The 26180-nt window shown below is 46.0% G+C and carries 21 protein-coding genes, 2 tRNA genes and 1 pseudogene; 9 read left to right on the top strand and 15 right to left on the bottom strand.

The genetic code is table 11. From position 1 onward, the window contains the following. Positions 1-170 precede the first annotated feature (170 nt). From ACTQ16_RS06275 to ACTQ16_RS06215, 13 genes are all read right to left on the bottom strand, one after another. On the bottom strand, positions 171-2150 hold the full coding sequence (locus ACTQ16_RS06275; RefSeq protein WP_441936654.1) for an ABC-F family ATP-binding cassette domain-containing protein: 1980 nt from the start codon (positions 2148-2150) through the stop codon (positions 171-173). 79 nt (positions 2151-2229) lie between these two features. Further along, positions 2230-3504, bottom strand: a complete 1275-nt coding sequence (locus tag ACTQ16_RS06270) for an S-adenosylmethionine:tRNA ribosyltransferase-isomerase (protein ID WP_441936652.1) — start codon at positions 3502-3504, stop codon at positions 2230-2232. Between the two features lie 36 nt (positions 3505-3540). After that, a complete protein-coding gene (locus ACTQ16_RS06265) occupies positions 3541-4245 on the bottom strand; it encodes a phosphatase PAP2 family protein (RefSeq protein WP_294967614.1) in 705 nt (234 codons plus the stop codon). After that, entirely contained in the window at positions 4245-6845 is a 2601-nt protein-coding gene (locus ACTQ16_RS06260) for a BatD family protein (RefSeq protein ID WP_441936650.1), read from the bottom strand. The genes ACTQ16_RS06265 and ACTQ16_RS06260 overlap by 1 nt, the downstream gene beginning before the upstream one ends. A gap of 62 nt (positions 6846-6907) precedes the next feature. Beyond that, on the bottom strand, positions 6908-7651 hold the full coding sequence (locus tag ACTQ16_RS06255; protein ID WP_294967610.1) for a tetratricopeptide repeat protein: 744 nt from the start codon (positions 7649-7651) through the stop codon (positions 6908-6910). Between the two features lie 8 nt (positions 7652-7659). Next, positions 7660-8691 (bottom strand): VWA domain-containing protein, encoded by a 1032-nt coding sequence (locus ACTQ16_RS06250; protein WP_441936649.1) that lies wholly within the window; start codon positions 8689-8691, stop codon positions 7660-7662. Between the two features lie 12 nt (positions 8692-8703). Beyond that, complete coding sequence (locus ACTQ16_RS06245; RefSeq protein WP_441936647.1) at positions 8704-9702, bottom strand: vWA domain-containing protein; 999 nt, start codon at positions 9700-9702, stop codon at positions 8704-8706. 57 nt (positions 9703-9759) lie between these two features. Continuing rightward, complete coding sequence (locus ACTQ16_RS06240) at positions 9760-10839, bottom strand: hypothetical protein (RefSeq protein WP_441936645.1); 1080 nt, start codon at positions 10837-10839, stop codon at positions 9760-9762. Positions 10840-10922: 83 nt separating this feature from the next. Next, positions 10923-11792, bottom strand: coding sequence for a DUF58 domain-containing protein (locus ACTQ16_RS06235; protein WP_218416869.1), 870 nt, complete (start codon positions 11790-11792; stop codon positions 10923-10925). A 127-nt stretch (positions 11793-11919) separates the two neighbouring features. Further along, positions 11920-12915 carry an AAA family ATPase gene (locus ACTQ16_RS06230; RefSeq protein ID WP_153121809.1) on the bottom strand — a complete coding sequence of 332 codons (996 nt, stop codon included), beginning with the start codon at positions 12913-12915 and terminating at the stop codon, positions 11920-11922. Between the two features lie 255 nt (positions 12916-13170). After that, positions 13171-14391, bottom strand: coding sequence for an MFS transporter (locus ACTQ16_RS06225; protein ID WP_441936644.1), 1221 nt, complete (start codon positions 14389-14391; stop codon positions 13171-13173). Positions 14392-14439: 48 nt separating this feature from the next. Next, the gene (gene panB, locus ACTQ16_RS06220; protein ID WP_294967601.1) at positions 14440-15258 is read right to left on the bottom strand and encodes a 3-methyl-2-oxobutanoate hydroxymethyltransferase; all 819 of its coding nucleotides are present in this window, start codon (positions 15256-15258) and stop codon (positions 14440-14442) included. 40 nt (positions 15259-15298) lie between these two features. Beyond that, positions 15299-15985 carry an HAD family hydrolase gene (locus tag ACTQ16_RS06215; protein WP_217759788.1) on the bottom strand — a complete coding sequence of 229 codons (687 nt, stop codon included), beginning with the start codon at positions 15983-15985 and terminating at the stop codon, positions 15299-15301. Between the two features lie 258 nt (positions 15986-16243). On the opposite strand from ACTQ16_RS06215, the gene rsmG reads away from it, so the two are divergent. From rsmG to ACTQ16_RS06180, 7 genes are all read left to right on the top strand, one after another. Next, positions 16244-16867: a 16S rRNA (guanine(527)-N(7))-methyltransferase RsmG gene (rsmG, locus tag ACTQ16_RS06210; RefSeq protein ID WP_441936642.1), complete on the top strand. Its 624-nt coding sequence runs from the start codon at positions 16244-16246 to the stop codon at positions 16865-16867. A gap of 149 nt (positions 16868-17016) precedes the next feature. Continuing rightward, complete coding sequence (locus ACTQ16_RS06205; RefSeq protein ID WP_153121804.1) at positions 17017-17661, top strand: MBL fold metallo-hydrolase; 645 nt, start codon at positions 17017-17019, stop codon at positions 17659-17661. 21 nt (positions 17662-17682) lie between these two features. Beyond that, complete coding sequence (gene ruvC / locus ACTQ16_RS06200; RefSeq protein ID WP_441936640.1) at positions 17683-18318, top strand: crossover junction endodeoxyribonuclease RuvC; 636 nt, start codon at positions 17683-17685, stop codon at positions 18316-18318. 13 nt (positions 18319-18331) lie between these two features. Further along, on the top strand, positions 18332-19816 hold the full coding sequence (locus ACTQ16_RS06195) for an ATP-binding cassette domain-containing protein (RefSeq protein WP_441936638.1): 1485 nt from the start codon (positions 18332-18334) through the stop codon (positions 19814-19816). 200 nt (positions 19817-20016) lie between these two features. Beyond that, positions 20017-20089, top strand: a tRNA-Thr gene (locus ACTQ16_RS06190). Between the two features lie 32 nt (positions 20090-20121). After that, positions 20122-20192, top strand: a tRNA-Gly gene (locus tag ACTQ16_RS06185). 210 nt (positions 20193-20402) lie between these two features. Continuing rightward, positions 20403-21884 carry a tagaturonate reductase gene (locus tag ACTQ16_RS06180; RefSeq protein WP_441936636.1) on the top strand — a complete coding sequence of 494 codons (1482 nt, stop codon included), beginning with the start codon at positions 20403-20405 and terminating at the stop codon, positions 21882-21884. 505 nt (positions 21885-22389) lie between these two features. Here ACTQ16_RS06180 and ACTQ16_RS06175 read toward each other — a convergent pair. After that, positions 22390-22542, bottom strand: coding sequence for a sulfate transporter (locus ACTQ16_RS06175; protein ID WP_153121800.1), 153 nt, complete (start codon positions 22540-22542; stop codon positions 22390-22392). 76 nt (positions 22543-22618) lie between these two features. Beyond that, positions 22619-23554: pseudogene (locus tag ACTQ16_RS06170) on the bottom strand (RluA family pseudouridine synthase); the annotation flags it as partial. Positions 23555-23800: 246 nt separating this feature from the next. On the opposite strand from ACTQ16_RS06170, the gene ACTQ16_RS06165 reads away from it, so the two are divergent. Further along, the gene (locus tag ACTQ16_RS06165; protein WP_294967588.1) at positions 23801-25420 is read left to right on the top strand and encodes an ATP-binding cassette domain-containing protein; all 1620 of its coding nucleotides are present in this window, start codon (positions 23801-23803) and stop codon (positions 25418-25420) included. Positions 25421-25531: 111 nt separating this feature from the next. Then, entirely contained in the window at positions 25532-26176 is a 645-nt protein-coding gene (locus ACTQ16_RS06160; protein ID WP_294967587.1) for a nucleotide exchange factor GrpE, read from the top strand. Positions 26177-26180: the final 4 nt, after the last annotated feature.

The raw sequence follows: 26180 nt of genomic DNA, 5'->3' as shown, positions 1-26180 counted from the left end.
GTTTTGAAAGTTCAGGAGTTAAAGAAGTTAAAGGAGTTATCGCTCCCTACGGTCGCTGAGGAGTTAAGACATTAGTCTTTTTGGCGTAGTTTTTAAGCTGCAAGACATACGCCTTAACTCCTTAACTTCCTTAACTCCTTTAACTTCCTGATATGCGAAAGTTCAGTTAACTATAAATTCTTGATTTCCTCCAGCTCTTCTGAAAGCATCATCCAGTTCTCGTTTTCCTCATCCAGGCTCTTCATCAGCTCGGTATATTCGGTAACGAGTTCCATATTCGTAGCGTTCTCAGGCTTCATCAGGAGGGCATCAATCTCAGCCTTGCGGGTTTCGAGCTTTTCAATCTTCGTCTCGCATTCCTTCACCGCCTTCTCAGCCTTGCGAATCTTCTTCTGCTGCTCCTTGTGCTCGGCATAGCTGAGCTTGCCGGAGGATGCCTCGGAAGAATCTGCAGATGATGATGAAGATGAAGAAGAAGATGGAGATCCGGCAGATGACATATTCTGACTTACGCCCTGACTGGCCAGCGCCTGACTGATGCTCTCGGCATTGTGGGCACGGAGATAATCGTAGATACCGCCCAGATGCTCACGTACCTTTCCACCGGCAAACTCATATACCTTATCTACCAGTCCGTCGAGGAACTCACGGTCGTGGCTCACGATGATAGCGGTGCCGTCGAATGCCTTGATGGCTTCCTTCAACACATCCTTCGACTGCATGTCGAGATGGTTGGTAGGCTCATCGAGAATCAGGAGATTCACCGGTTCGAGCAGGAGCTTGATCATCGCCAGACGACTGCGCTCTCCTCCACTCAACACCTTGACATACTTCTCGGAAGTTTCGCCACCAAACATAAAGGCACCCAGCAGATCGTTCACCTTGAGACGCATCTCGCCCGTAGCCACATTGTCGATGGTCTGGAAGATGGTAAGGTTCTCATCTAGCAGCTGAGCCTGGTTCTGTGCAAAATAACCAATCTGCACGTTATGACCTATCTTGAGATTGCCCGTAAAAGGAATCTCGCCCATTATACACTTCACCAGAGTAGATTTACCCTCGCCGTTCTTACCTACGAATGCCACTTTCTCGCCACGCTTGATGGTAAGGGTCACATGGTCGAAGACGGTATGATCGCCATAATCCTTTCTCACCTCATCGCAGATGACAGGATAATCGCCGCTGCGGAGACAAGGAGGGAACTTGAGATGCATCTGCTTGGTATCCACCTCGTCCACCTCGATAGGAACGATTTTCTCCAACTGCTTGATGCGGCTCTGCACCTGTACAGCCTTGGTTGGCTTATAGCGGAATCGCTCGATGAAGTCCTTGATATCGGCTATTTCCTTCTGCTGGTTTTCGTAAGCGCGGAGCTGCTGCTCACGGCGCTCGGCACGAAGAACCACATACTCATCGTATTTCACCTTGTAATCCTCTACCCTTCCGCAGGTAATCTCCAGGGTGCGGTTGGTTACATTATTGATAAAGGCACGGTCGTGACTTACCAGCACCACCGCCTTGGCACTCTGAGCCAGGAACTGCTCCAGCCACTGGATACTCTCGATATCAAGATGGTTGGTAGGCTCATCGAGGAGGAGTACATCAGGCTTCTGGAGCAGGATCTTTGCCAACTCGATACGCATACGCCATCCACCGGAGAACTCCCGGGTAGGACGGTCGAAATCTTCACGGGTGAAACCCAGACCGCTCAGGGTTCGCTCAATCTCAGCCTCGTAGTTTTCACCGCCCATCATCATGTAGCGCTCGTGCTCCTGGGTGAACTTCTCCACCAGCTGGGCATAGCTCTCGCTCTCGTAGTCGGTGCGGTCGGCCATTTCCTGCTGCATCTTGTCGAGGCGCGCCTTCATCTCGGTATTGTGGGCGAAAGCCTTTCGGGTTTCCTGCTTCACGGTGGTATCATCCTGCAGTTTCATCACCTGAGGAAGATAGCCGATGGAGGTTTCATTAGGGATAGCCACCACACCGGAAGTTGGCTTCTGCAAGCCACAGAGAATCTTCAGCATCGTAGATTTGCCGGCACCGTTCTTACCTACCAGGGCAATGCGGTCGCGGTCGTTGATTACAAAGCTTACATCATTGAAAAGTGGCTTTACGCCAAACTCTACTTTCAGTCCTTCTACTGAAATCATACTATTTTACTTTGAACTTTGAATTTTGAACTTTGAACTTTATGATTAGCAGTTCTGTTATTGCTCTGACTTCTTCTCCTTACGGAATGAGCAGGGAGGAATCTCCATAGCTCAGGAAGCGGAAATCATGAGAGAGGGCATAATCATATACCTTCTTCCAATCACCATGCAGGAAGGCACTCACCAGGAGAAGCAGGGTGCTCTGAGGCTGATGGAAATTGGTTACCAGCATCTTCACTATCTTATAGGTATAACCTGGAGCGATGATGATCTGTGTGCTGGAATGCAAGGCTTCCAAGCCGTTGCGGTCGAGATAATCGACGATTGCCTGGATAGCCTGCACCGGACTGATGCCATCCACCAGATTGCCATCTGCCGACAGCTCGTATGGATCCCACTGTTTTACATGCAGGTCCTCTTCACTTGCCTCAGGATGCTTGATGAGATGCACTCCCATATAGTAGAGACTCTCGATGGTTCGCACGCTGGTGGTTCCCACGGCGATGACCTGGCACTCGTGCTTGATGAGCTTCTCCAGACTGCGACGATGAACCACGATATATTCGGTATGCATCTGATGACCTTCTATCTCAAGACTCTTCACCGGCTTGAAGGTTCCCGCTCCTACATGAAGGGTTACCTCTTCACGGTCGATGCCATGCGCATCCAGGTCCTGGAGCACCTCATCGGTGAAATGCAGACCGGCTGTTGGGGCAGCCACGCTACCCTTGATCTTGGAATATACGGTCTGATAAGTGGTCTTGTCACTTTCTTCTGTCTTGCGGTTCAGATAAGGAGGGATAGGCAACTCTCCCACTACCTCGAGAATCTCGGCAAAGGAAACATGCTCGTTGTCCCAGTCGAAATCCACCCAATAGTTGGTGCCACCACCCTTGGCTACCATCTCTGAAGCCTCTACACTGAGGGCATCTCCACGGCGCATGGTAGCAGAGAGAGTAAGCTGATGCCCCTTAATCTCGAAGTCTCGCTTCAGGCTTCCCTCTTTCCATTTCTTCAGGTTACCAATCATACAGAGCCATGAGCAGTGACCCGATGTCTGGAACATCAGCTCATAGTCGGTAGGTGCAGCAGGTTCCATCAGGAACACCTCGATGAGTGCTCCCGTCTCCTTGCGGAAATGCATGCGCGCCTGGATTACCTTGGTATTATTGAATACCATCATGGCACCCTTTGGCAGATAGTCGGGAAGATGGAAGAACACATCGTCGCTTACCTCGCCATGCTTATAGACCAGCAGTTTACTGTGGTCGCGCTGTGAGATAGGAAACTTGGCGATGCGCTCATCAGGCAAATCGTAATTATAATCGCTTATCTTAATATGTTTTGTTTCCATTATGTTTTATTATCGAATTCTTTTATGTAGAGTTTATTAAACGATACCAGCCATGACAACACTTCTTGTCACTACATATACTAATGTGAGCATTAAAATGACCATTGCCTTATCGATATCGTCATGATCATATCCTGTACTTGTATACTGGTTGGAGATATAATTAATCTTTGGAGAAATCCGAAGATAAATCTTGTAATAAAGCAGATAGACCAGAATGCCTACGATGATACCGATAATCATGCCGCAAAGAATATCTGAAGGGTAATGTACACCTAGATATAATCGCGTCCAACAGTTTATGAGAGACCATATTACCAGTGTTATCGTGAGCAATTTACTACGGATAAGTAAGGAGAAGAAAACAGCCAGCGACATCGTATTGGCAGCATGTGCAGAGCAGAAGCTATAACCCTTCAGACGGATATCGTCCACAACCTGCACCATATACTTGAATGTAGGATCATTTGAAGGTCTCCATCTCTCAGCCAGCTGTTTGATGATGCCGTCAACCAGTCCATCAGCAAATAGAACGCAGAAGATTGCGCTTCCCACCACCAGGGCTATCTGCCCCATCGTCTCATTGTTGCGCATAACAACAAAAAAGAGCATGACGTAGAGTGGTATCCACGTCAGGCCCGATGTTAATATCTGTACCATCTGGTCAAGCATGATGTTGTCGCTACCATTGAAGATGCTCAACACCTGCATGTCCATGTCTTGTATTTTACTGAAATCCATTATATTTCTTCTATATGTTTGGTTTCTATCCAACCTTCTCTGCCATCAGCAACACGAATGCCTCGCCATCCATTTATTGTCTTGTCGGTAATATCCACCCGGGTTCCTTCATGCAGGACAAACAAGTCAGCACTTTGTTTGGCAGGTGTCTTCTTGATATTTACCGATGGTTCCATAATGATGGCACCCGTCCTGTTTATCAGAACCTGTTTCTGCTGATAGGCAAACAGATTACTTATCAGGAAGGAAATCAGGAAGAACAAGCCTCCGAAAAATCCTATCTTACGCATGAAGAGCTGAGATCCAAAGAGATAAACCAATACGAGTATCAACGCCATGATGATACTGAAGATTCCAATCTTTGCCCAATTGTCTACACTCGTGTAGTTGACAAGCATCCTGTACCATGTGACGAAGAACATTTCTGATGCCGGTGTAATCTTGTCAATGGTCTTGCTTCTTGCAAACTGGAGATTGAAATTGATGTCCTCATCTCCCGGGGCGTATAAGTGAGCACGCTCATAGTTGAGCACAGCCTTCGTGATATTGTCTGTACGGAAATAAGCATTGCCGAGATTATAATAGATGGCAGCAGATGCCCTAGTCTTCAATATCTCCTCGTAATCACGAATAGCTTGCTGATAATTACCTTTCTGATACTCTGTATCTGCATTCTGTTTGGTGATGGCACTAGCCTCAAGAGTGAAGCCAAGCATCATTGCCAGAAGCATGATGAGGGAATATCCGTTGCGATTGGTCTTGCGCTTCTTACGTGCCATATTGATTGCATTCTCTATTTCCATGATTCCTGTTATTGCAGCATTGAATGTATGATTCATATTACCCACTGAATCGCCTGGTGCATAACGCTCGAATTCACACTCATCAATAGCAGTAGTAAACTTCTTGATGGTATCGTCGTCTACGTTGTGAGAAATCATTTTCTCGCGGATGTTCTCACGATTCAGCTTTTCTACAGGTATATTCAGTTTGTAACTGATATATCCCCATAAAGCACGTAATACTTCATCATAAAACTCTCCCTGTTTATGCTTTACCATCAAGAGATGAGCTTTCTTCAAGCGCTTGGTTGCCATCTTCTTTGCCTTGTTGGAGCGCATCTTGACGATGTCGGCATTTTCCATAGCTCTGCGATGGAAGATGATAATCAATGCGATGAAAGCAAGCAGAGGAATCAACAGACAGATCCAATAGCTTGCGCTGCCATAAAACATGTCGTTGATGTTCTGGTGACAGTCTTTGCCGAGCTTCAGGGTATGAATGTCCTTGTCTTTGTTGAAATCAGCACCTTCATTGCTGTTACTTGAGCCGTCACCCTTATCAACCTTGATGGTGAATGGTTGAGTCTTGATGGTCTTATACCTGGATGATGATGTATCATAATAGGTAAATTCGATGGCTGGTATGGTATACTGACCTTGATTGCGAGGTACCGCAAGGAAGTCGTAAATCATATTGCCCTCCAGACCATTGGCAGTAAGTCGGGTTTTGTCTGTTATTTTTGCATCATACTGATCGAAGTCTTTCGGGAATTCGATAATAGGCTGTTTCAGCAGCTTCAGATTTCCGATACCTCCTACAACCACACGTATATTGATGGGTTCGCCGGCTTTTACTTCTTTCTTGTCTATAGTGGCAGAAATATTAAACTTACCTACTCCACCTGAGAAATCAGCAGGACGTTGCGGTAATGGGTCAACCGAAATGGTAATACCCGGAGCCTTGATATCCTTGTGAACCTCAATATAACCGGAACCTCCATTAAAGAAAGCTTCCATAGGATCAATATTACGGTTTTGCTGGACAACGATTCCCTTGAAATTGATGGAAGGTATTTCCAGCTTTCCTGTCATCTGTGGATACATGACGTATTGACTCCAGGTCACGCATTTGTATGGTCGGCCGTTGACCATCTCTGTATGGAACTGCTTCTGTTGAGGAAGCGGAACTTCCTGAGTATGAAAACCTTTCAAATCAGGCATCTTACCCTCCAATTGGGTAAGTTCAACCAGAGTATAAACCTTATAAGTCAGCAAGATAGGTTCTTGTTCTGTGACATGTTTCTTGTTGGCAGAAACCTTGATGAAGAGGTCGCTGCCAGAAATGCTGGAACCAGCCTGTCGCATATGAGGTTCATCATTATCATTTCTTCCATGCATCTTGGTAGAACCATTAGGATTACGGGCAGCCTGTCCGGTAACATTAATCTTAACAGCGCGGGATGCCAGTTTCTTTCCCCCTACAAGGACCTGGGAAGAACCGATGGTGAAAACACCATTCTTGGCTGCATAAAGCGTATAAGTAATCGTTACGGAAGAAGATGATGATGTATGTCCGTTTATCATCTGATAACTGGACTGTTGCGATGTGTATGGACCAGCAATGACCTCCAGCCCGTTCGGCACGTTTCCCATGCGGAATTCCTCCACGTCGCGTGCATTGATGGTATACGCAACACGGAAGTTTTCACCTGCCGCTACATGGGATGGAGCCGATACTTTCAGGTGTTGGGCAACAGCATTTATGCTGGCGCTCATCAGTATCATCAAGATGATAGTAAACCTACCTATATGTTTCATATTTATTATCTAATTACAAATTATATTCTTTATCTTACAAATGAATATCTAAAGAGACAGAGCTACCAGTTTTTGTCATATACCTTTCGGCGTGGCTGGCTCATTGCCTTCTGCATCTTGCGCTTCGTAGCTTTCTCTTGCTGGATAGCAGCGTTCAAGAGCTGTTCGGCATTGTCGCGACTCATTTTTTCCTGATTCTGCTTGTTCTTGTCAGAATTATTCTTGTCCTGATTCTTGTTTTGCTTATCTTTGTTTTGGTCGTTCTTATTTTGCCCGTCCTTATTTTTGTTCTTGTCGTTCTTCTTGTCCTTGTTTTTATCGTTTTTATTCTTGTCCTTATTGTTCTTGTTATTTTGATTCTGCTGGTTGTTCTTGAGCAACTTTTTGCAGAGGGCAAGATTATAACGAGTCTCATTGTCTTGAGGGTTGCATCTTAAAGCCATCTTGTAATACTCGATGGCCTGTGCATATTCCCGGTGGTTTTGCATCACTACTCCCATATTGTGATAGCTCTTGGAGCGGCGGAAGATATTGCTCTCCAATTGTGCAGCATTACCAAACTGAACCATTGCCAGTGAATCTTTCTGCTGCGCCAGCAAGGCACAGCCAAGGTTATATATCGCCTGTGGATTCTTCTGATTCTTGGAGATAGCCTTGCGATATTGGGTCTCAGCAGCTGCCCACTTCTGGGACTTGAAAGCCCTGTTTCCCTGGCGTATCAAGTTGCGGTCGGTTTGTGCGTCAGCGTTTGTCCCACCTACCAACAGAAAAGCTACCGTTACTATTATATAATGTATATAGTTCATGTCTTATATCATTTCTTCAAATCTTTCTTAAAGAACTTGATGTTCCTAAGCATCGGATTCTTCACTTCCATCATGCAGACCTCAACGAGGAGCAAGAGTATAATCAAGATTCCTACAGCCTGGAACTGTTCGTCATAAGCACTGTAGATGACACTGGTCATATCCCCTTTCTGCAATTTTGCCAAGTCATCGTTGAGCGCTTTTTCTACATCGCTAGTATTATCTACATGGATATACTGTCCTTTGCCAGCCTGTGCCAATTCGCGGCACATCTGCTCATTCAAGGCGGTCATTACCGTATTGCCGGCATTATCTGTCAGATAAGAGCCGTCTCCCATAGGGATTGGAGCACCCTTGGCGTTACCGATACCCAGGATAAACACGTTGATGCCTTTCTTGTTGGCCATCTGGGCTGCATCCTGAGCACCCACCTCATGGTTCTCACCATCAGTTATCACGATGATAGCCCTACCGATGTTTTCCTGCTGGGTGAAACTCTTTGAGGCAAGACTGATAGCCTGGGCTATGTTGGTGCCTTGAGTTTGTATCAAGCTTGGCGAAATGTTCTGCAGGAACATCTTGGCAGAAACATAGTCGCTGGTGATAGGCAACTGCACGAAGGCATCGCCAGCAAAGACGATAAGACCAATCTTGTCGTTGCTGAAGTTATCTACCAGATTCTCTATCAGCATCTTGCTCTTGTCGAGACGGGATGGAGCCACATCTTCTGCCAGCATGGAATTGGAAATGTCCAGACAGATCATAATCTCGATTCCGTTGCGCTTGTCGTGAGAAACCTTGCTACCCATCTGCGGTCGCGCCACCATCACGATAAGTAATGCCAGGGCTGCAAGCATCAGCACGAATTTCACCGTTGGGCGGTATTTGGATATGTCGGGCATCAGCTGTTTGAGCAACTCAGGGTCTCCCAGTCTTCTCAGTTTTGCCCTTCTTTTTCTCCAACCGATAAAGCGTACCAGTATGAGTACCGGGATTATCCATAGAAGCCAGAGAAATATAGGATCTTCAAATCTTAACATTGTTCTATATATTTATGGTATTCTTCTGAGCCAAGTAATGCGCAGCAAAATCTCCAGGAGCAATACCAGGAGTGCTGCCAAGGCAAAAGGCTGATAAGCCTCATAGCGTTTGGCATAATGCTTCACATTGAATTTTGACTTCTCCAGTTTGTCGATATCTTGATAAATCTTCTTCAACTCCGCATTGTTGGTAGCACGATAAAAGTTACCGTCTGTGGTTTGCGCAATGTCGCGCAGGGTCTGCGTGTCAATTTCTACTGGAATATTGACATATTGCACACCACCAGCTACTGGCATTGGGTATGGAGCCACCTTGTTGGTTCCCACGCCGATGGTATAAACACGGATGCCATAGCTCTTGGCAATTTCTGCAGCTGTCATAGGCGATATGTCGCCCATGTTGTTACTGCCATCCGTCAAGAGAATCACCACCTTGCTCTTAGACTTGGAATCCTTCAATCGGCTTACTGCATTTGCCAAACCCATACCTACAGCAGTACCATCATCGATGAGTCCGCGTGCGGCAATGTCAGTTCTTGTATCTTGCAACAGGCGCAGCAGACTGGCATGATCGGTAGTCATTGGACATTGGGTGAATGCTTCACCTGCAAAGATGGTCAAGCCGATATTGTCGGTAGGACGACCTGAGATAAACTCATTTGCCACATCCTTAGCCGCTTCCATTCGGTTTGGCTTCAGGTCTTCAGCAAGCATGGAGGTTGATACGTCCATAGCAAGCATGATGTCAATTCCCTCCACAGTCTTGTTGTCCCAAGAATGATGAGTCTGTGGGCGAGCCATGGCACACACAATGAGCACAAAGGCGATGCATCTCAGTACCATAGGCAGATGGATGAGTCGCACTCGAAGACTCTTTGTCGCATACTGATACATTCGGGTATCGCTCATGCGCATAGTTGGCTCACTTTTCTTTCTCCCAAGAAAATACCATAAGATATAAGGTATCAGCAACAGGAGTAGCAGAAAATATGCTTTACTTGCAAATTCCATTTCTTATAACATTTATAGTTTGCATCACTCTGATGATTTTGTCTATCAGTGATGGTTTTACATCAACAGCATGACAACTTGATAGATGATATAGCCTAAGATAGCAACAGCGCTGAAGCCTCCTATCCAAAGCAGCGTTTTGATGAGGCGGCGTTGCTGCTGAGACTTCTGGTCCTCGCTGCTGAGCGTAGGCACAATTTTCTCTTCCTTAGGCAGCTCATTGGTCTTCGTCTGGTCGATGAAGTTAATTGCATTTACCAGGTTGGCATCATTTTCATTCATCGGAATCTCGTATTTGGCGAACTTGACGAGGTCGGCTGTTGAGAAGAGCATTCTCAATTCGTCAATCATCTTCTGATCGCCAGAAGCACGCAGGTTCTCAATGATTTCAGTACTGGTCATCTCCATGGCATTGAAACCAAACCGATTTACTATATATTCACGCAGCGCATTGGTAAGGTGAGTATAGTACTCCTTCTGTGTTTCCTGGTTCGATGTACTGTGATGCTGTTTGATGTAGTTAATCTCTTTCAATGCCTTCTCATGGGCAGGCACACGTTTGATGATACGGATGCGGGCAATGATAGGCTTATTCTTCTTCAATCGGTTGCGCAGATAGAGCATTGCTCCACAGACGATTAACAGCAGAAAGCTCAACCAAAAGGCGAAGCTCCACTCACTCCAGAGGAAGGGATTCTCCTGCACCGTCTTGGGAGGATAGAACTGATTGGGATGAACCGTATCCACGGGTACTGTGAGCACCTTCAGCGCCAATGGGTTGCCGTGGCAGTTCTTACCGTCTATCTTCACATTGAGTGCCGGGATGGCATACACCTTCTCATCAAAAGATGTGATGGTATAGTCGCGGCTTACCACCATCTGGTTGTCACCTAGATGCATGGTGTCACCCTTGCTCTGCTCCACCACCTCAACACCTGGAACTATCTGGACCTGAGGCTTGAAGGATGGCATCACCACCTTGGCACCCTTTCGGGCTGTAGCCTTAAGGTGCAGGATGGTCTGCTGTCCGATAAGCATCTGCAAAGAATCGATGCGCTGTTCCACTGTCTGGCTGAAAGCCAAACCAGAACAGCCCATAAGAGCCATTGTCAATATGATATTCTTAATTTTCAACATTGTTGCTTTACTTTGAACTTTGAGCTTTGAACTTTAAACTTTATGATTAGTAAAGCCGTAGAATTCTTCACTCTTCACTCAATTTAACCTCTTTGTTTGAACAGTGCCAGGAGCGACTTCGAAAAGTCCTCATTGGTTGCGACTGATGTCCAATCCACCTTGCTTTTGGCAAAGAGCTGGCGCAAGTTGTCCTGACGTCGGAACCAGTTCTGTGCATGAGCCACTCTCAACTTTTTGGAACTGGTGTCGATATACATCTCATGCCCTGTCTCTGCATCCATTACTTTCAGCAATCCTACGTCAGGCAACTGTTTGGCTCTCGGGTCATATACCTGAATGCCCACCACATCATGTTTCTGGTTGGCAATCTGCAAGGCATGCTGATAATCCTTCTGGTCGTAAAAGTCACTGATTAGGAAAGCCGTACAGTGGCGTTTCATCACGCGTGTGAAGTATTCCAAGGCACAGCCGATGTTGGTACGCTGGCTCTGAGGGTGGAAGTCGAGCATTTCTCTGATGATATAAAGAATATGCTTTCTACCCTTCTTAGGTGGAATATATTTCTCTATTCTGTCGGAAAAGAAGATGACACCTATCTTGTCGTTGTTCTGGATGGCACTGAAAGCCAAGGTGGCAGCTATCTCGGTTGCAAGGTCGCGCTTCATCTGGCGCATCGTACCAAAGTCGAGCGAGCCACTCACATCCACCATCAACATCACGGTAAGCTCTCGTTCCTCTTCGAACACCTTGACGAAAGGACGATGAAAACGTGCCGTGACATTCCAGTCGATATCTCTCACGTCGTCACCATACTGGTATTCGCGCACCTCGGCAAAGGCCATACCCCTGCCCTTGAAGGCAGAATGGTACTGACCGGCAAAGATGTTCTGGCTCAATCCGCGAGTCTTGATCTCAATCTTCCGAACTTTCTTTAAGATATCTTGTGTATCCAACTTATTACTTTGAACTTATTTACTTTGAACTTTGAACTCCTTTACATTGAGCTTTGAACTTTGAACTTTATGATTAGCTAAGCAAATGAATTCTTCACTCTTCGTTCTTCACTCTTCACTTACTTCATCAAGGCACTTCCACCTTGTTGATGATACGGCTTACGATTTCCTCGCTGGTCACTTCGCTAGCCTCAGCCTCGTAAGAAAGACCGATACGATGGCGGAGCACATCGTGAGCCACAGCACGAACATCTTCAGGAATCACGTAACCACGGTGCTTGATGAAAGCATAGGCGCGAGCAGCCTTGGCAAGGGAAATGCTGGCACGAGGACTACCGCCGAAGGTAATCATGTCCTTCAGGTCGCCCAAACCATAACGGTCAGGATAACGGGTAGCGAAGACGATGTCGGCTATATACTGCTCAATCTTCTCATCGATATACACCTCGTTCACGATGCTGCGGGCCTTCAGGATTTCTTCTGCTGTAGTTACAGGAGTAACCGTTGGCAGACCGCCCTGAATATTCTCACGGATGATGAGCTTTTCTTCCTCGATAGTTGGATAGTCAATGATGACCTTGAGAAGGAAACGGTCCACCTGAGCTTCAGGAAGCTGATAGGTTCCCTCCTGTTCTACCGGGTTCTGTGTTGCCATTACCAGGAACGGATTTGGCAATTTAAATGTCTGTTCGCCGATAGTAACCTGATGTTCCTGCATTGCCTCGAGCAAAGCACTCTGTACTTTGGCTGGAGCACGGTTGATTTCATCAGCCAGAACAAAGTTGGCGAACACCGGACCACGCTTTACATGGAAGGCTTCGTCTTTCTGAGAATAAATCTGTGTTCCCACCACGTCGGCAGGCAACAAATCTGGTGTAAACTGTATGCGGCTATAGTCTGCACTTACTAACTGTGACAATGTTTTGATTGCGAGAGTCTTCGCCAAACCAGGCACACCTTCAAGCAAGATGTGGCCGTCAGAGAGAAGACCGATGAGAAGACAGTCAACAAGGTGCTTCTGACCTACGATGACCTTGTTCATGCCCATTACCAAATTGGTAACAAACTGACTCTGTTGTTCAATCCGGATGTTCAACTCACGGATATCAATAGCTTCTGCCATAATTCTTATAATATTATTTTACGTTTTATTCTACTTTTTACGATGAATTAGGGTGCATATCTACACCCTCCCTCTTAAATCAAACGCAAAAGTACTGAATTATGGGGACAAAAGCGAATAATGCTAACTAAATAATATTAAAAAATGTTTCACAAAAGCTATTTTTAGAAACTTTTAATGAAACCCTTCCTATATATGGAATCTTTCTTTCAATAAAATGTCATATTTAGGAAGGGCTGGATGATATAAGAAACCTTAGCGATTACGATGTTTCATATACCAGGGATGTACGACGAAATTATACAGGACAAGTGACAGACCTGTAAATATCATGCCTGGAATAAGCACTTCGTGAACGGTTGGGTTGAAGATGACGTTATTGACGCCCGGAACTTGCTTGTAAGCATTTTCCAAAAACATAAAACCTATCGCAATACCTAATGATAGCCCAAATTCCCATGCCAGAAAGAAGGAACTGGTACTGGTGCCGCGCTGACAATGCTTGGCCAGCTTGATGTAGAAAAGCAGAAATCTGCTACCGATCACACCTATTCCCATACCTAGCAGCAAAGGCACAAGCACCTCTACGGCAAAGTCCTGGTCGTTTAATGAAACGAACTCGGCTGCTCCCATTAATACCAAGCCCACGAGAGCCTGACTCTTCAAGTCGGCATCGGCAAAGACATATTTCTCTGCAACAATAGCCATCAGCAGTCCTAACAGAAACATCAGGTAAACCGTCTGGTTATGAGGAATGGCAAAATACATTCCTGCGCCTATCAATATGAGTACAATATTGATGAACAGCGGGATGCCTTGTGGCAGGAAGAAACGATCGTAACTGAAAAGCGGCAAGTGCTCAGAGGGAGCCTTGAAGGGGAACTTTACCAGCGATACAAGTACGAAAGCTCCAAGAGCCAACAGGGAAGCTACCGGAAAGATAAGGTGCATGTCTGAAAAATCATCAACAAGCCAAGCTATAATTGGTCCCGTGGCAATAGATAGTCGGGCGAACCAGGAGGTGATATAATTCGCCTCGGTGCGCTGGAACGACTCGCAAGTGTCAATTACCAACGTGCTGGTCAGGGCCATTTGTGCCAGTCCTAAGAATGCGCCCTGTAATACTCGTGTTGCTACAAGAACTCCAAAGCCGAACTTGATGTTCCAGAAGGTCTCCAGATAATAGAGTGCAACGAGACTGATTGCCACGCAACAGATAGAAACCAGACATACTCTGTTACGGCGATAGCGTTGCAGGAGATAGGAACAGAAGCCACCCAGAAGGAATAAACCAAATCCGTAAGCACCTACTACAACTCCTATCTGCCAGTGACGATAACCTTCAATGGTCATAAAATAAGGTATGCCGATGATGAGCATGCAGACACTCGTCATCAGAAGCAGGTTGGCAAAACAGAGTCTCCAGAAGTCCCGATGCCATAATTTAATATGTATGGGCGTGTTTTGTGTATCCATAACCAAAAACTTTATGAACTATATGACGCTAAAATGTAGAGAGGAGGCTTAATAGCTCTCCTCTATGCTTGGATATTCTGTACTCTTAACGGCGTCGATGTATGCCTTCACACCCTTCTGCATCTCCTCGCCTACCTGGGCAAAGTGGCGCAGGAACTTTGGCTTGAAGCCTTGGGTCATACCAAGAGCATCAGCATAGACCAGAACCTGTCCGTTGCAACCGTTGCCGGCTCCGATACCGATAGTTACGGCTTTCACCTGTCGTGTTACTTCAGCCGCCAATTTAGCTGGAACCTTTTCCAGGACAATGGCGAATACGCCAGCCTTATCAAGAGCGATAGCATCGCTGATGAGCTTCTGAGCCTCAGCCTCATCCTTGGCACGGATACCATAACCACCAAACTTGTTGACGCTCTGTGGAGTGAGTCCAAGATGACCATGCACAGGAATACCGGCGTCTACCAGAGCCTTGACAGTATCAGCAATTTCGATGCCGCCCTCCAGCTTGAGTGCGTCTACTCCTGTCTCCTTCATCATGCGGCAAGCATTGCGAAGAGCCTCTTCCTTGCTGATCTGATAGCTGCCGAAAGGCATATCGCATACCACGAAGGCATGCTTGCAGGCACGAGCCACGCTGCGGGCATGGTAAATCATCTGGTCAACAGTAATTGGCAAAGTATCTGCATTTCCAGCCATTACATTGCTGGCAGAATCGCCAATCAGGATGCTGTCGATGCCAGCGGCATCCAGAATGCCTGCAGTCGTAAAGTCGTAAGCTGTAAGCATTGTAACCTTCTCGCCTGCTGCTTTCATTTCAGCAAACGTCTTGGTTGTAATTTTCTTTTTGTCAGTAGATAAATATCCCATGATTATTAAATTATCTTTTTCTGTATTTATTACTTCTTGATTACTTCTTGTTTTCTTCTACAACTTTCACTAAGTCGGCAAATGTAAAGCCAGAGTAATCGGCAATTACATAGTCGCTATATGGCTCAATCGACTCCTTGGAATTGGTAGTGGAAAGTCCGAGGGTGAATGCACCTGCAGCACGTACAGCCTTCAAGCCGTTGAAGCTGTCTTCCAGTCCTACGCACTCTTCCGGCTTGGCATCAAAGCATGCTGCGCCCTTCAGGTAGCAGTCCGGATCCGGTTTGCTCTTGGCGAAGTCTTCGCTGGTCAAAACACGGTCAAAGTAGCCTTTGAATTCCGGGTGCTGTCTGTAGACATTCTGCATCTTCTGAACGTTGCTACTCGTTACTACAGCGCACTTTACGCCATTCTGCTTCAAGTCTTTGATGAAGTCTTCGAAGCCAGTGATGTAAGGGTACGACATATTCTTCTCAAATTCATTGAGACGAGTAGTAATCTTATCCTGTTCTGACTTTGCATCGGTATAACCTTTGATATGAGCAAAAACAGAATCTTCAGAGAAGTACTTATCATAAATCTGTACTAATGTCTGTCCTTTGATGCGGTACTCGAAATCTGGGATTTCCGGATGATATTCACGTCCAATCATACCCCAGAAGATGGAATACTGTGATTCGGTTTCGAACACTACGCCATCCAGGTCAAATAATGCAGCCTTTATCATATTAACTATTCTATAATATCTGTTATGTTTTACTATCTAATTGATTCGAACAAGCAGTTTTATGCATTTTTCTGCTCTACAACATCTTTTTTCGGGTGCAAAGGTACACATTTTTTTAATAAGTTGGGACCAAAATCTAAATAAATATATAAAAAAAGCTATATAATTTTGTTTTGTCCACTAATTGCGTTAACTTTGCACCTTAATATATTAAAAGATTCACTTAAATAAGTAACATAAACGAAAGATAATAGAAGGATGAACATCATAGAGAAATATTTCACCCATCTTACTGATGAGCAGAAAAAGCAGATAGCAGCGCTCGATGAGCTGTATCGCGACAGGAACAACAAGATCAATGTCATCAGCCGTAAGGATATTGACAACCTTTATGAGCACCATGTGCTTCATTCCATGGCAATAGCCAAGGCCATCAATTTCCGTCCTGGTACAGAGATTCTTGACTTCGGATGTGGTGGCGGTTTCCCGGGTATTCCGCTTGCCATTCTCTTCCCAGAATGCCAATTCAAGCTCATCGATGGAACCGGCAAGAAGATTCGCGTGTGCAATGAGGTGGCTTCTGCCATCGGCTTGAAAAATCTTGTGGCTGAGCACTTGCGTGGTGAGGATGAGAAAGGAAAGTATGATTTCGTGGTAAGCCGTGCTGTGATGCAGTTGCCTGACCTGATGAAAATCATCAAGAAGAATTTCAAGAAGAAGGGGCAGAACGCTCTGCCTAATGGCTTGATTTGCCTGAAGGGCGGCAATCTGCAGGAAGAGCTCAAGGATTACTGCAATGTGGCAGAAATCACTCCGCTCAGCACCTTCTTCGAGGAAGAATGGTTCAAGCAAGACAAGCAGCTTATCTATGTTCCGGCGTAGAAGTGAAGAGTGAAGAACGAAGAGTGAAGAGTGAAGAATTCAATAGCCTTTACTAATCATAAAGTTCAATGTTCAAAGCTCAAAGTTCAAAGTAAAGGAGCTCAAAGTTCAAAGTAAAGGAATTCAATGTTCAAAGTAAATAAAGTAAAATGTTACATATAGAAAGATTTCAAGTCAACATGTTGCAGGAGAACTGCTATGTTGTAAGTGATGAGACCAAGGAATGCGTCATCATCGACTGTGGAGCGTTCTATCCTGAAGAGCGCAATGCCATCACCCAATATATCCGTAAGAACGAACTGAAGCCGGTTCATCTGCTCGTTACCCATGGCCATCTTGACCACAACTTCGGCAACGACACCATCTATAAGGAGTTTGGCTTGAAGCCGGAAGTGGCTCAGGGCGATGAGAAGCTGATGAAGGGGCTGGCCCATCAGGCAGAGACCTTCTATCAGATGCAGCTGGATACGAAGTTCCCTCCTATCGGTCATTTCTTCGAGGAAGATGAAATCATCAAGTTCGGCAGCCATGAGTTCAAGGTTATTGAGACTCCTGGTCATAGCAACGGTTCCGTCACTTTCTATTGCGAGGCTGAGCATGTTGCGTTTACCGGCGATACCCTCTTCAAGAGTTCTATCGGCCGTACCGATTTCCCTGGTGGCAGTATGTTCCGAATCATCAACAGCCTGCGCCATCTGGGTATGCTCCCTGATGAAACCAAGGTGCTTCCTGGTCATGGCGATGCTACCAGCATTGGAGAGGAACTGGCGCACAATCCTTACATGGACCGATAATTTTAACCAGAGAATCAGAAATTGAAAAAGAATAATACAGAGAAGATCATTCTTGGAATTGACCCGGGAACCAACGTGATGGGCTATGGTGTGATACGCATCATGGGCAATAAGGCTGAGTTGGTGGTGATGGGTGTCATCGACATGCGCAAGGAGAAAGATCCCTATCTGCGACTCGGCAAGATATTCGAGCGGGTTACAGGCATCATCGATTCTTATCTCCCTGACGAGATGGCGATTGAGGCTCCCTTCTTTGGAAAGAACGTGCAATCGATGCTCAAACTTGGTAGAGCTCAGGGAGTTGCCATCGCTGCTGCCATCCATCACGATGTGCCCATCCATGAATATGCTCCTCTGAAAATCAAGATGGCAATTACCGGACAGGGACAGGCATCCAAGGAACAGGTGGCTGCGATGCTGCAACGCATGCTCAACATCAAGGAGGATGAAATGCCGAAGTTCATGGATGCTACCGATGCACTGGGCGCTGCCTACTGCCATTTCCTGCAAATGGGCAGACCGGAGATCAGCGACAAGCATTATAGCAGCTGGAAGGACTTTGCACGGAAAAACCAGTCGCACATTGGCGGCACCAACGGCATGACTGGGCCACAAGCCAAACTTCTGGCTGCCATCAATCGCACAACACATAAATAAAAATATAAGAGAGATGCAAAAGATTATTAGCATTAAGGATGGCGTGACTCGTATGCCGGAATGGCGTATGGCCGAGCCTGTAAACTTTGAGTCCTGCGAAGGTGAACATATCGCCATCGTTGGACCAAATGGTGGTGGAAAGTCGATGTTTGTTGACATCATTGTCGGCAGACACCCTCTGTTAATGCACGACCCTGATTATGATTTCTCACCTAGCACCAAAAAGATGGTGAGCGACAACATCAAGTATATCACCTTCCGTGATACCTATGGTGGCGACAACGACCGCACATATTTCCTCCAGCAGAGATGGAACCAGCTGGAAATAGATGAGAACACTCCGATTGTGAAGGATAAGCTGGAAGAGGCCTACAACATGGCGGGCAAAGATACTCCGGAGCGACGCAATTTGCAGAAGCATATCTATGAACTCTTCCACATGGAGCATCTGCTCGACAAATACACTATCCTCCTGAGCAGCGGCGAGCTGCGCAAGTTCAAGCTGGCTTCTACCCTCTTCTCAGAACCACGCGTCCTCATCATGGACAATCCGTTCATCGGACTCGATGCCGATACCCGCGACCAGCTGAAGGAACTCCTCAAGACTTTGGCACAGGAGCATGCCCTGCAGATTATCCTCGTATTGAGCAAGAGCGATGACATTCCTGACTTTATCACCCACGTAGTGGAAGTAAAGGACATGAAGGTTATGCCGAAGTTGGCCAAGGAAGAGTATCTGGCTCAGCGCACTCCAGTCCCAAGCCGGATGTTGAGTGATGAGCTAGAACAGGAAATCATCAATCTGCCGTATAGTGACCGTGAGTATAAGAGCCAGGAAGTGGTCAAGATGAACAAGGTTCGCATTCAATATGGCGAGCGCATCATTTTGAAGGATCTGGACTGGACCGTGAACAATGGTGAGCGTTGGGCGCTGAGCGGACAAAACGGAGCCGGAAAGAGTACCTTGCTGAGTCTGGTATGTGCAGACAACCCTCAGAGTTATGCCTGCAACATCGCCCTCTTCGGTAATCCTCGTGGCAGCGGCGAGAGTATCTGGGACATCAAGAAGCATATCGGTTATGTTTCTCCTGAGCTCCACCGCTCATACCAGCGCGACCTCCCTGCCATCAGAATCGTGGCAAGTGGCTTGATGGATTCCGTAGGACTTTACGTAAAGCCGAAGGATGAAGATATGGATAAGTGCCGCTTCTGGATGAAGGTGTTTGGACTGGAAGGATTGGAGGAGCGTGGCTTCCTGAAACTCTCAAGCGGTGAGCAGCGTCTGGTTCTTCTGGCTCGTGTCTTCGTGAAAGATCCGGAACTTCTTATCCTCGACGAACCTTTGCACGGTCTTGATAATTACAATCGCCGTCTGGTTAAGGACGTCATCGAAGCTTTTTGCAAGCGAAACAATAAGACCATGATCATGGTTACGCATTACAAGGAAGAACTTCCTGCATGCATCGACCATAGCATTTTCCTCATGCGTCATGCATGATGAATATCCACTTCTGTGCTCTTGCCTATACGGGTAAGAGCGCAGAAGGCATATAATGAGGACTTGGCATTACACCTTATTATATTAATAAACGAGTTTCTTTCCGTTAATGAAAGTTAACTTTAACAAAGTATTCGGTAATATTTTTCTATGTTCGGAAAATATTCATTACCTTTGCAGATAATTAAGAAAAGAGTTATGCCATGATGGCTCAGTTGGTAGAGCAACGCATTCGTAATGCGTGGGTCGCGGGTTCGAGTCCCGCTCGTGGCTCTCTTGTCATTATGTACGATAAGCTAATTCAAGCGAGATTAGCACATCGGTAGTGCACGGGCTTCCCAAGCCTGTGAGGCGGGTTCGACTCCCGTATCTCGCTCGTTCATCTTTCCAGAAGTTATGGAAAGATTTTTTTGTAAAGTTTCGTAAACCTTTACGCACGTTTTTTCAACATTTCCGATATAATGTACCGATTTTTTTTATACCTTTGCATCAGATTTCAGAAAGATAACAATATTGATTAAAGAAATAGATATGACATCTGGGATGGAACTAATAGTAAAACGAATAACAAACATAATAACAAATCATGAAAGAGCTTAAAGCATTAAACAAGCGCACTGCTCCTAAGAGCGTCGCTCCAGAGAAAATTATTCAGTTTGGTGAAGGTAACTTCCTCCGTGCATTCGTTGATTGGATTGTATGGAATATGAATAAGAAAACTGACTTCAACGGTTCTGTTGTTGTCGTTCAGCCATTGCCTGGCGGTATGGTAGACTGGTTGAACGGTCAGGATTGCCTCTATCACGTGAACCTTCAGGGCAAAGAGAACGGTCAGGCTGTCAACACATTGGAGCGTATCGACGTTATCAGCCGTGCATTGAACCCATATTCTCAGAACCAGGCTTTCATGGCTTTGGCTGAGCAGCCAGAGATGCGTTTCATCATCTCTAACACAACTGAGGCTGGTATTGCATTCGATGATTCCTGCAAGTTCACAGATGCTCCAGCTGCTTCTTACCCAGGTAAGTTGGTTCAGTTGCTGTTCCACCGCTACAAGTTCTTCGAGGGCGACCCAACCAAGGGTATGATTTTGATGCCTTGCGAGCTGATCTTCTTGAACGGTCACCACTTGAAGGAGTGCATCTATCAGTATATCGAGCTTTGGAAGGAAGACATGGGTGCTGACTACGAGGGCTTCAAGGAGTGGTTCACCAACCACTGCTATGTTTGCGCTACACTCGTAGACCGTATCGTTCCTGGCTTCCCACGCGACACCATCAAGGAAATCCAGCAGAAGGTTTGCTACAAGGATAACCTCGTAGTAAAGGCTGAGAGCTTCCACCTCTGGGTAATCGAGAAGGCTGAGAACATGACTGTAGAGCAGATGCAGGAAGAGTTCCCTGCTCACAAGGCTGGTCTCCACGTTCTCATCACAGACAACGAGAAGCCATACCACGAGCGTAAGGTTACTCTCCTGAATGGCCCTCACACAGTATTGAGCCCTGTGACATACCTCAGCGGTGTGAACATCGTTCGCGATGCTAGCGAGCACCCAGTATTGGGCAAGTACATCCACAAGGTACAGTTCGAAGAATTGATGCAGACATTGAACCTCCCTATGGACGAGCTTCAGAAGTTCGCTTCTGACGTATTGGAGCGCTTCGAGAACCCATTCGTTGACCACCAGGTAACCAGCATCATGCTGAACTCATTCCCTAAGTTCGAGACTCGCGACCTCCCAGGCGTAAAGATCTACTTGGAGCGTAAGGGTGAGTTGCCACAGGGATTGGTATTCGGTCTTGCTGCCATCATCACTTACTATAAGGGTGGTGTTCGTGAGGACGGTGCTCCTATCCAGCCAAACGACGACCAGAAGATCATGGACAAGCTCACAGAGCTTTGGGCTACTGGCGACACCCAGAAGGTAGCAGAAGGCGTACTCGGCTTCGACTACATCTGGCATGAGAACCTGAACGAGACAGTTCCAGGCTTGACAGAGTTGGTTAAGAAGGACCTCGACCTCATTCAGGAGAAGGGTATGTTGGAGGCTGTGAAGACTATCCTCTAATCTTCAATTGACTAATATAAGGTAAAAAGATATGTAATAGAGTCCGGTAAGATGAAGTGATGCTTCATTCTTGCCGGACTTATTTTGTTGAAGGTGAAAAAGTCACTCGTCACTTTTAATTTTTTGAGATATTGTCTTATTGTTAAAAAGAAGATATCATATTAATATATATATTATATTTATTATATAATAATGTACGCGCGAACATTAATATATATATAATTATTATAATCTTTTATTCTTAAGGCTTATCAACCTACTTTTGGAAAAAGAGGAAAAAACAAAAAGTGACGAGTGACGAGTGACGAGTGACTTTATCACTTTTTGTGGAAGAAGGATACTGCTCATCTGCCAGCTGCCGATGGAGCTGAAAATACGTGGCGACGCAGCCGGAACTACGTCGGGACGTAGAGGTTGCTACGTCGGGACGCAGTTGAGACCACGTCAGGACGTATTTTTGTCTATCTCTCCATGCTGTTGGACAAGGCATGAAAGACCCGTTGATTTACGACAGATACAGCCAGTAAATAGCAAAGAGAACGGCAATCATGATGACGCCTACTGCCATTTTAATCATGCAGGTGGCTACCTTTTTCAGAATAAACAGGCCCACCACCAGGACTACTAGCGCAAAAGCATAATAAAGGAAATTATCCATTGCGTCCCTCCTTTCTGAATGGTTTGTGGTTTGCATGATTTGGCTTATTGCCAGCATCATAAGGCTTATTGTCTTCCTTCATTGCTCTGATGAACTCATTAGGAATTGGAGTTTCAAACTCCATTGGCTGATGAGTCACCGGATGATAGAAGCAGAGCACATAAGCATGCAGGCAAAGACGGCCGCATGGGTCATCACCGTTTCCGTACTTGATGTCGCCACAGATAGGATGGCCCATATCTGCTGTATGTACACGAATCTGGTTCTTTCTACCCGTCTCCAGCTTATATTCTACCAGGGAATGCTCGGTAGTGCGCTGCAATGTATGAAAGTGGGTTACTGCATATTTGCCGCCATTGTCTGTTTCGCTGGCATAAGTAATATATGCCTTGTTGTCCTTCAACCAGTTGGCAACGGTTCCCTCGTCTTCCTCCATCTCTCCGGAAACCAGGGCAACGTATCGGCGGTCGTATACGTTGTGGTGCCAGTCATCCTCCAGCGCAAGCTCGGTCTGCTTGTCCTTGGCGTAAATCATCAATCCCGAAGTGTCACGGTCAAGACGGTGAACTACGTGAGCCTGACAGTTCTGGCGGGTCTTGTGAAAGTAATCATCCAGTACGGTCTTTACGTTGAGCGTAGAATGTCCGGCAGCCATACTGAGGATGCCCACGTTCTTTTCAACCACGATGACGTAGCGGTCTTCATAAACAATCTTGATGTATCTGCTCTTGAAAACCTCCTGGTTCTTCTTGGTCTTGCTTACGCTCACCTTCATGCCAGGTTTCAGAGCATAGTCGAACTGGGTGATGGTCTTGCCATCCACCTTGATTCCTCTACCCTGCAGCGTCTGCTTCACCTTGGTCTTGCTGGGACCCTTTACGTTCTCCATCAGCCATTCCAACAACTGCGCCGGCTGCTCCACCTTGTAGTGGTCATATTCATTCGGATTGCCATAGCCGTAAGCATTGTTGGTATGCTTATTAAAATAGCCTTTATTATTTTGTTGTTTCATTTTCAATTTGCTGTTTCGTGTTATTTATATCTATTTGTTCTTAACACATATTCAACGGTATTGGGATATCGTTGATGCCTTTTAGCATGCAAAAGTAAGACTTTTCTGCAAAATGACAAAAAAGAGCTGTGTTTTTAACTAAAAAAAAGCAACTTTTACCAATAAATCATTGATATACAAATATTTTTTCGTAACTTTGCACACAAATTAAAGATAAATTCAGAAAAAGATATTTAGTAAACAAGAATGATAACAGTACAAAATCTTGCAATTCAATTCGGTAAGCGAGTGCTTTACAAAGATGTAAACCTCAAGTTCACACATGGTAATATTTATGGCGTAATCGGTGCCAACGGTGCTGGTAAGTCTACCCTCCTCCGTGCCATCAGTGGCGATTTGGAGCCAAACAAGGGTACAGTAGAAATGGGACCTGGCGAGCGTCTTTCCGTTTTGGAGCAGGACCACTTCAAGTATGACGAGTTCCGCGTGATGGACACCGTTCTGATGGGTCATCAGCCATTGTGGGAGAACATGAAGGAGCGCGAGCGCCTCTATGCAAAACCAGAGATGACAGAAGAGGATGGTAACCTCGCTGCTGAGCTGGAACTTAAGTTCGCTGAGATGAACGGTTGGGAAGCTGAGAGTAATGCTGCCCAGTTGCTTCAGAACCTCGGCGTGAAGGAAGATCGTCACGATAAGCTCGTTGGTGAGCTTTCTAATACAGAGAAGGTACGCGTGATGCTGGCGAAGGCTCTCTTCGGTAATCCTGACAACCTCCTCCTCGATGAGCCTACCAACGACCTCGACCTCGACACCGTAGAGTGGTTGGAGGAATATCTCAGCAACATCGAGCAGACAGTTCTCGTGGTTTCTCACGACCGTCACTTCCTCGATGCTGTCAGCACACAGACCGTGGATATCGACTTCGGTAAGGTAACCATGTTTGCCGGCAACTACTCTTTCTGGTACGAGAGTTCTCAGTTGGCTCTCCGTCAGGCTCAGAACCAGAAGATGAAGGCTGAGGAGAAGAAGAAGCAGTTGGAGGAGTTCATCCGCCGATTCTCTGCCAATGTAGCTAAGAGTAAGCAGACCACATCCCGCAAGAAGATGCTGGAGAAGCTGAACGTAGAGGAGATTCGTCCTTCTAGCCGTAAGTATCCAGGAATCATCTTCCAAATGGATCGTGAACCAGGTAACCAGATTCTGGAGGTTGAAGGCCTGAAGGCTTGCGATGAGGACGGAACAGTTCTCTTCGACAATGTAAACTTCAACATCGAGAAGGGCGAGAAGGTGGTATTCCTCTCTCACAACCCTAAGGCTATGACCGCTCTCTTCGAGATTATCAACGGCAACCGCAAGGCTGACGCAGGTGATTACAAGTGGGGCGTTACCATCACAACAGCTTATCTCCCACTCGACAACACCGAGTTCTTCCAGAGCGACATGAACCTCGTAGACTGGTTGAGCCAGTATGGTCCTGGCAATGAGGTGGCAATGAAGGGTTATTTGGGAAGAATGCTCTTCAGCGGCGAGGAAGTACTGAAGAAGGTAAACGTACTCTCCGGAGGTGAGAAGATGAGATGTATGATTGCCCGCATGCAGTTGCAGAATGCAAACTGTCTGATTCTCGATACTCCAACCAACCACTTGGACTTGGAGAGTATCCAGGCATTCAACAACAACCTGGTAGGTTTCAAGGGCAATATCCTTTTTGCCAGCCACGACCATGAGTTCATCAATACCGTGGCTAACCGTATTATCGAGCTCACCCCATCAGGAACCATCGATAAGCTGATGTCTTACGATGAGTACATCTATGATGAGGCTATCAAGGAGCAGAAAGCTAAGATGTACGGTCTGCAGTAATAGAAAATACACCTAAATGAGATAAGTGCCAATTCGATGAGAGTCGAGTTGGCACGCTTTTTGTCAAAACAACCATAAAAAGGAATAATCATGTTTAAAAAATTTAAGACTATGTCAAAAGAAAAGAAGATTAATATAGAGGACGGTAACGCTAAGGAACAGGTTCTCAACGAGAATGCTGAGCAGAACGATACTCAGAATAATGAAGAGCCTAAGGCTGAAGAGACAAATACAGAGGATGCTGACAATAAGGCGGCAGATGCTGACAGTAAGACTGACAATACTGACAATGCGGCAGAATCTGAAGAAGCAGATCCATTGGCAAAGGCTCAGCAGGAAGTAGAAGAATTGAAAAAGCAACTGCTCTATAAGACTGCAGAATTTGAGAATTACCGCAAGCGCACCCTGAAAGAGAAGGCTGATCTGATTCTCAACGGTGGTGAGAAGACTATTGCTGCCATTCTTCCAATTCTTGATGACTTCGAGCGTGCCATCGCAGACAAGAGCGAGGATCCTAAGGCTATCAAGGAAGGTGTTCAGATGATTTTCAACAAGTTCATCAAGACTCTTGAAGGTCTCGGAGTAAAGAAGATTGAGACTGCTGACAAGGATTTCGACGTAGATTTCCATGAGGCAATCGCTATGGTGCCAGGAATGGGTGACGACAAGAAGGGCAAGGTTATCGACTGCGTGCAGACCGGTTATACCCTCAACGACAAGGTAATCCGTCACGCTAAGGTTGCTGTAGGCCAATAAGTCT

The organism is Prevotella sp. LCP21S3_D2, assembly GCF_052118345.1.
Classification (GTDB): domain Bacteria; phylum Bacteroidota; class Bacteroidia; order Bacteroidales; family Bacteroidaceae; genus Prevotella.
This window is presented reverse-complemented; position numbering and strand designations above follow the sequence as displayed.